Genomic DNA, 6,632 nt, shown 5'->3' with positions numbered 1-6,632 from the left:
TTTTTACACCTTTTTTCAATGGACTTTCATTTAAATATTTATCTTCTATGAAATCTAATACCTCTTTTATTATATCTTCTGTATCTTCATCTAAATCGTATTTTTTCTTAAAATAAGATGCAGATTCTTGCAAGGTCATAGATTCTATCACATCTTCCAGATCATCCTCTGGGGATTTGCCTTTGCTTTCAAGGTATCGTCTGCCCAGATTTTGCCAAAACTCCATCGAATCTAAGAGTGTACCATCCATGTCAAATATCAATAATCTTTTTTTAGCTATAACATCATCTAATATATCGATGCTGTTTGTTTTTTCCTGTGGTTGAATTATTTCACTCATATCTTTATAGCTTCCTCTAATAATATGCCTGTCTAACTAATTATTCAGATACTATTTTTTTAGATAAATCTAATAATTTTTTAGTAGCTTCTGATGGATTTTCACTTCCAAATATAGCTGAGATTACACATATTCCGTCTACGCCAGTTCCTTTTAATTTTAGTGCATTATCCACACTAATTCCACCTATAGCTACTACTGGAATAGATACAGATTCACAAATTTCCTTTAATTGATCCATAGTCAATGAAGTCGCGTCCTTTTTAGTATCTGTGTGAAAAACTGCACCGACACCTATATAATCAGCACCTACTCTTTCTGCTTCTTTGGCTTCTTGTAAATTTCCAGCTGACACACCGATTATTTTGTCTGGTCCTAGAATTTCTCTAGCTTTTGTGTATTCCATATCGCTTTGTCCTATATGTACACCGTCGGCATCTATTTCCTTTGCAGCCATTGTATCATCGTTTACTACGAATGGAACATTGTATTTTTTACAAAGTGCTTGAAGCTTTTTAGCCATTTCTACGATTTCTTCATGACCTTGTATTTTTTCACGAAGTTGTAGGAAAGTCGCACCTGATTTTAAAACATCCTCAACTACTTCTTCTAAAGTTTCTCCTTCTTTAAGCCAAGCTCTATCTGTTATTGCATATAAAAGCATTGATTTTTTTATTGCTTCATTATCTAACTTCAATTTTAGCGCCTCCCTTGAAAATTTCTGCATTCATTTTGCCCATGTAGTCTATTAAGTTCATTCTAAGTGTTGATGTATATCCATCCATTTCCATAGTCTTCTTGTATGCTAATTCTCCAGCAAGTCCGTAAGCACTTATAGCTACTGCAGTTGCTTCTAGTATGTTATCTGGGTTAGAAGCTATGAATACACCTACTACACTACTAAGCATGCATCCTGTACCTGTTATATCTGACATCATGCTGTGACCATTTCTGATTACATAAGCAGTATTGGCATCTGCAACTATATCTATAGCTCCACTCATAGCTATTACACTACCTAATTTTGCACTTATGCTCTTAGCATATGCAACCATTTCATCTAGATTCTCTTCTGTAACCTTATCTCCTTCAGCAGCATCTACACCTTTTGCTCCTGAGCTCTTAGTTCCTGCAAATTTTATTTCAGAAACATTTCCTCTAATTACTGAGAATTTGATTTCTTTTAATAGAGTTTCTAAAACTTCATTTCTTCTCTTAGCTGCACCTGCACCAACTGGGTCTAATACTGTTGGATGATTTACTTCGTTGCTTTTTTTACCTGCACGAAGCATAGTTTCTACCATGAAACCGCCTGTGTTACCCATATTTAATACAAAACCATTACAAGCAGCAGTTATATCTTCTACTTCCTCTGGATCGTCTGCCATAGTTGGAGAGCCTCCACATGCTAATGTTATATTTGCACAATCGTTAGCAGTTACTATGTTTGAAATATTATGCATAACTGGTCTAACTTTTTTTATGTTTTCAAAAATTTCTTTGCTGTCTTCTAATATACTCATCTTTATTCTCCATCCTTTACTGTGTATTTGTCTATTTTATCTGATATAGTTAATATTCCTTCTGGTCCTGGGTTGAAGTTTATTTTTACATAAGTCATAAGCCCTGGAGCTCCAGCTTCACAAGCTACGTATTGACATTGTTTTACTATTTCCATTAGCTTATCGTAGTCACCTTCTATTGTTGTTTCAAATGGTGAAACTACTGTTTTTAAGCCTTGACTTTGGATATATTCGATTACCTTGTCTACTACTGGTACTAATTCCTTATCTGGTAATGTTGGTAATACTTGAATTGCTACACTTGCGTTCATTTTTTAATTCCTCCTGATATAAATTATTCTTTAAAGCAAAAAAAGCAGAAAACGCTTCATACCCTAGGTGGTATGCCCCATTTTCTGCTTTTCAGCTATTAGTATTTTAACATTTTTTGTCATTATTTTCAACTTTCTACTCAAATTTTTATAATTTTTTTAAAAAAGCTACCTAAAATAAATTTGCTATTTGTACTTTATAATGAAAATAAAAAAATTAAACAAAAACAAATAAATAAAAAAAACGAAATGGAGGTAATTTTTATGAAAAAAAGATTATTAGCATTAATTTTTTATCTATAATTAAAAGAAGCTATTACAAAATTATTTCGTGATAGCCCCTTTTACAAATTATTTTCCATCATATAACTCAAATCTATATTTTTGATTTGTTATATTATCTTCTCTTCCTGGTTCAACCTCTTCCATAAACATTTCTAGTGGTCTTACAAACATCCCATATGGCGGATACAATGCTTGATAAGAAACTAATTTTTCGTCAGTTTCTGTATGTGTCACTATGCTGTGAACGTAATATAATTTTCCTTTGAAATGTCTATATGGTCTTTGTACTTCTATTTTTCTAGTCATAAATTTCTCCTAATCCTTCTATATTTGTTCTATTAATTGTATTTTTATACCATCTGGATCATTTACAAAGAAAAATTGTGTTCTAATATTTGGAGAAATTATATCAGTAGTTTCATATCCCATTGATCTTATTTTTTCTAAATAGGCTTCTATATTTTTAACTGCAAAGCCTAGTGATATTCCAGAACCATGTTGTGGCTTTTGTCTAAAATCTTGTATAAGCTCTATTTCTGTACCTCCATCTTTATCAGCTAAAAATGCCAATAGCTTGTCCTCTTGATCTGTCATAAACTTGCATTTAAGTTCAAGTCCTGTAACTGCTTGGTAAAATTCTATAGATTCTTCTATGTCACTTACCATTATAGTAGTATGCGCATATCTCATTTAGAACGCCTCCCTTTTATCTTAGTTAATATAAAATTTTAATAGCTTACTTTATATTATACTTCACAAGCTTACTTTTTTAATTAATATTTTACAACTTTGAATATTTATGTTAATGTATTATAGTACGAAAATTTAAAAGACAGTTCATTAAGACCATCCTGTCTATAAATAAAACTAGGCTAACAAACAAAAAAGGGTTATTTTTTTGCACTAGTTTTATCGTGCAAAGAAATAACCCTTTTTTATTTAGAAGATTAAACAATAATAATTCATATACAAAATATTTTATTTGGGAGGTAAGCGATGTTTAAGGTTAAAAGTCAAATTGAATTCGATATGGCTCACTACTTGAGTGGGTACAACGGAAAATGTTCAAATTTACACGGTCATAGATATAAATTAATAGTTTCAATCAAAAGTGAAACACTTCACCAAGAAGGTCAGCTTAGAGGAATGGTCGATGATTTTGGAAATATAAAAGAAAAATTAAAGGAAATTGAAGACCTATTCGACCATAAGCTTGTTATAGAAAACAACGAAGAAGGTCTTTTGCTATCAGAAAAGTTAAAAGAATTACCTAACTCTTTTGATGTTTTATTAGTTCCATATAGACCTACTGCTGAAGAAATGAGCAGGGATATATTCCACAAATTAAAGGCTATGGGGCTAGATGTTTGTGAAGTAGAATTATTTGAAACACCTACAAATAGCTGTACATATACGGAGGACTAATATGTTTAATATTATAGAAAAATTCGTATCAATAGACGGTGAAGGTCCTAGCGCTGGTGAGCTTGCCACATTTATAAGATTTCAAGGATGTAACTTGAGATGTGCTTGGTGTGATACTACTTATTCATTCGACAAAAGCGAAATAACAGAGGTTTTATCAGCTGAAGAAATCTATAGCTATATCAAAGAAACAGGTGTGTCAAACGTAACATTAACAGGTGGTGAACCTCTGCTTCAAGAGAATATAGACGAAATCTTATCACTACTAAATGACGATAAAAGGCTTACAGTACATATAGAAACTAATGGGGCAATTGATATTTCACCTTTTAAAGAAAAATATCCAAATCTAATATTTATATTAGACTACAAGCTTCCATCTAGTAAAATGACTGATTTAATGGTATTAGAAAACTTCGAATATGTCGGAAATACAGATGTTTATAAGTTTGTATTAGGTAGCAAAGATGATCTTCAAGAGGCTTGTAAAATAATAAACCATTTTGATTTAACAAACAAATGCTTAGTATATTTTAGCCCCGTTTTCGGAGCTATTGAACTAGAAGACATAGTTGAATTTATGAAAGAGAAAAAATTAAACAAGGTCAGACTTCAAGTTCAACTACATAAAATAATATGGGACCCTAATATGAAGGGTGTTTAAAAAGGAGATTGATTATGAACAATAACAATAATAACAATGCAGTAGTTGTTTTCAGCGGCGGTCAAGACTCTACTACTTGCTTATTTTGGGCTTTAGAGAGATTTGATAAAGTTATAGCTGTAACTTTTAATTACAACCAAAGACATAAATTAGAAATAGAATGTGCCAAAAACATAGCAAAGGATCTTGGTGTTGAACACTATATATTAGATATGGATTTATTAAATCAACTAGCACCAAATGCTCTAACTCGCGACGATATAAAGGTCGAAGCTGGCAAAGATGGTGAACTTCCATCTACATTTGTGGAAGGGCGTAACATGGTATTTTTAACATTTGCTGCAATCCTTGCAAAAACTAAAAATGCTAGACATATAGTTACAGGCGTATGTGAAACAGATTTTAGTGGATACCCTGACTGTAGAGATGCATTTATAAAATCACTAAACGTAACTGCTAATCTAGCTATGGATTATGACTTCGTAATTCACACACCTTTGATGTGGCTAGACAAGGCTCAAACTTGGGAATTAGCAGATAAATATGGAAAACTTGACTATGTGAGAGAAAAAACTCTAACTTGCTACAATGGAATCATAGGCGACGGATGTGGAGAATGTCCTTCTTGCAAGCTTAGAAAACATGGTCTAGATACTTACCTAGAACAAAAACATAAAAAAGAGAAAGGAGTTTAAATATGCTAGAAACAGGAAGAAAAAGTAAAGAGCTAGAAGGCTTAAGCTTACTTGGAAACCAAGGAACTAAATACGAATTTGGGTACAACCCAGACGTACTAGAAACCTTCGACAACAAACACCCAAACAACGACTACTTCGTAAAATTCAACTGCCCTGAATTCACAAGTCTATGTCCAATAACTGGACAACCAGACTTCGCAACTATATATATCAGTTACATACCAGGTGAAAAAATGGTTGAAAGTAAATCATTAAAATTATATCTATTCAGCTTCAGAAACCACGGGGACTTCCACGAAGACTGCATGAACATAATTATGAAGGATCTAATAAAACTAATGTCTCCAAAATACATAGAAGTATGGGGCAAATTTACTCCAAGAGGCGGCATCAGTATCGATCCATATTGTAACTACGGAATCCCAGGCACTAAATACGAAAAAATGGCTGATTACAGAATGATGAACCATGATTTGTATCCTGAAAAGGTAGACAATAGATAATATAAATAACTTTTACTATATTTCTTAACAACTTATATTTTAATTATCCACAACTTTATCCACAGTCCTGTGTGTATAAAATTATATTAATTGCCGATACTATAAAATACAATCTATTTTATATTTAATAGATTTAAAAATTTATATTGTTTAAACCACTCTTATGGGTTCACCACATGGCCTTTGAGTGGTTTTTGACTTTTTTGTTAGAAAACACTCTATCCAAAATTAGAAATTTCTTCCTAGAATAGAACTGCTACTTTAGAAACAAACCACTCTATAATAAATTGTTGCTCAATGTTTTATATTATAGCATATATATAAAAACAAAAAGCTATCAGTTAATATAAACCAATAGCTTTTATATTTGTTATTTTTTCGATTACTATATAAAAATTAAATTTCTTTTCTATAAACAACCTTACCATCAATCATAGTCATAACAGGTAATATATCTCTTATTTCCATTGGGTCACAAGTAAATATATCCTTATCAAGAACTACTATATCAGCAAGTTGACCTGGTTTTATTCTACCTTTTTTACCTTCCATGAATTCCATGTATGCGCTACCTTCAGTATACGCATCTATAGCTGTGTATACATCTACACATTCTTCTGAATAGAATCCACCTTCAGGGAATCCAGTAGAATCCTTACGAGTGACTGCGCTGTAAATGTTAGGGAATGGATTACAATCCTCAACTGGACAGTCTGTTCCGTAAGCTATTTTACCTCCAAGATCATCTAAAGTTTTGAATGCGTAAGAAGTAGAAGACAATTCTTTGCCACATCTATTTTCAACTACATGCATATCGTAGTCAAGGAATATAGGTTGATAGCTTACAACTATTCCTAATTTAGCTATTCTTTCTAGTAAAGCT

General features: G+C 32.1%; 11 protein-coding genes. 4 read left to right on the top strand and 7 right to left on the bottom strand.

Annotated features, from left to right (window positions below; translation table 11 throughout):
- The 6 genes from SPD90_RS12210 to SPD90_RS12185 all read right to left on the bottom strand — a co-directional run.
- Positions 1 to 340 (bottom strand): HAD hydrolase-like protein (locus tag SPD90_RS12210; protein ID WP_320925411.1); only part of this gene is annotated, 340 nt, incomplete at its 3' end.
- A gap of 40 nt (positions 341 to 380) precedes the next feature.
- On the bottom strand, positions 381 to 1,037 hold the full coding sequence (gene thiE / locus SPD90_RS12205; protein ID WP_320925410.1) for a thiamine phosphate synthase: 657 nt from the start codon (positions 1,035 to 1,037) through the stop codon (positions 381 to 383).
- A complete protein-coding gene (gene thiM / locus SPD90_RS12200; RefSeq protein ID WP_320624244.1) occupies positions 1,024 to 1,863 on the bottom strand; it encodes a hydroxyethylthiazole kinase in 840 nt (279 codons plus the stop codon). Before thiM ends, thiE begins: the two co-directional genes overlap by 14 nt.
- Positions 1,864 to 1,865: 2 nt before the next feature.
- The gene (locus tag SPD90_RS12195) at positions 1,866 to 2,174 is read right to left on the bottom strand and encodes a thiamine-binding protein (RefSeq protein ID WP_320925409.1); all 309 of its coding nucleotides are present in this window, start codon (positions 2,172 to 2,174) and stop codon (positions 1,866 to 1,868) included.
- A gap of 351 nt (positions 2,175 to 2,525) precedes the next feature.
- Positions 2,526 to 2,765, bottom strand: coding sequence for a DUF1653 domain-containing protein (locus tag SPD90_RS12190; protein WP_320624242.1), 240 nt, complete (start codon positions 2,763 to 2,765; stop codon positions 2,526 to 2,528).
- 18 nt (positions 2,766 to 2,783) lie between these two features.
- Positions 2,784 to 3,149 carry a VOC family protein gene (locus SPD90_RS12185; protein WP_320925408.1) on the bottom strand — a complete coding sequence of 122 codons (366 nt, stop codon included), beginning with the start codon at positions 3,147 to 3,149 and terminating at the stop codon, positions 2,784 to 2,786.
- A gap of 306 nt (positions 3,150 to 3,455) precedes the next feature.
- Between SPD90_RS12185 and SPD90_RS12180 the strand changes: the two genes are divergently transcribed.
- The 4 genes from SPD90_RS12180 to queF are packed head-to-tail and all read left to right on the top strand — an operon-like array spanning position 3,456 to position 5,749.
- A complete protein-coding gene (locus tag SPD90_RS12180) occupies positions 3,456 to 3,884 on the top strand; it encodes a 6-pyruvoyl trahydropterin synthase family protein (protein ID WP_320925407.1) in 429 nt (142 codons plus the stop codon).
- Between the two features lies 1 nt (position 3,885).
- Complete coding sequence (gene queE, locus SPD90_RS12175) at positions 3,886 to 4,548, top strand: putative 7-carboxy-7-deazaguanine synthase QueE (RefSeq protein ID WP_320925406.1); 663 nt, start codon at positions 3,886 to 3,888, stop codon at positions 4,546 to 4,548.
- Positions 4,549 to 4,562: 14 nt separating this feature from the next.
- A complete protein-coding gene (gene queC, locus SPD90_RS12170; protein WP_320925405.1) occupies positions 4,563 to 5,243 on the top strand; it encodes a 7-cyano-7-deazaguanine synthase QueC in 681 nt (226 codons plus the stop codon).
- A 2-nt stretch (positions 5,244 to 5,245) separates the two neighbouring features.
- Positions 5,246 to 5,749: a preQ(1) synthase gene (gene queF, locus SPD90_RS12165; protein WP_320624237.1), complete on the top strand. Its 504-nt coding sequence runs from the start codon at positions 5,246 to 5,248 to the stop codon at positions 5,747 to 5,749.
- 396 nt (positions 5,750 to 6,145) lie between these two features.
- Here the strand turns inward: queF and SPD90_RS12160 are convergent.
- Positions 6,146 to 6,632: amidohydrolase family protein (locus tag SPD90_RS12160; RefSeq protein WP_320925404.1), on the bottom strand; the 487-nt coding region annotated here is incomplete at its 5' end.

Source organism: Intestinibacter sp. (assembly GCF_034113885.1).
Taxonomy (GTDB): domain Bacteria; phylum Bacillota; class Clostridia; order Peptostreptococcales; family Peptostreptococcaceae; genus Intestinibacter.
The sequence above is the reverse complement of the archived record's forward strand: the minus strand, read 5'-3'. Positions and strand labels throughout refer to the sequence as shown.

What these genes read in the sequence shown, in the direction of transcription:
- thiM (WP_320624244.1), bottom strand. Translation starts at nt 1,863, where the DNA reads ATGAGTATATTAGAAGACAGCAAAGAAATTTTTGAAAACATAAAAAAA.
- queE (WP_320925406.1), top strand. Translation starts at nt 3,886, where the DNA reads ATGTTTAATATTATAGAAAAATTCGTATCAATAGACGGTGAAGGTCCT.
- SPD90_RS12185 (WP_320925408.1), bottom strand. Translation starts at nt 3,149, where the DNA reads ATGAGATATGCGCATACTACTATAATGGTAAGTGACATAGAAGAATCT.
- SPD90_RS12180 (WP_320925407.1), top strand. Translation starts at nt 3,456, where the DNA reads ATGTTTAAGGTTAAAAGTCAAATTGAATTCGATATGGCTCACTACTTG.
- queC (WP_320925405.1), top strand. Translation starts at nt 4,563, where the DNA reads ATGAACAATAACAATAATAACAATGCAGTAGTTGTTTTCAGCGGCGGT.
- SPD90_RS12190 (WP_320624242.1), bottom strand. Translation starts at nt 2,765, where the DNA reads ATGACTAGAAAAATAGAAGTACAAAGACCATATAGACATTTCAAAGGA.
- queF (WP_320624237.1), top strand. Translation starts at nt 5,246, where the DNA reads ATGCTAGAAACAGGAAGAAAAAGTAAAGAGCTAGAAGGCTTAAGCTTA.
- SPD90_RS12195 (WP_320925409.1), bottom strand. Translation starts at nt 2,174, where the DNA reads ATGAACGCAAGTGTAGCAATTCAAGTATTACCAACATTACCAGATAAG.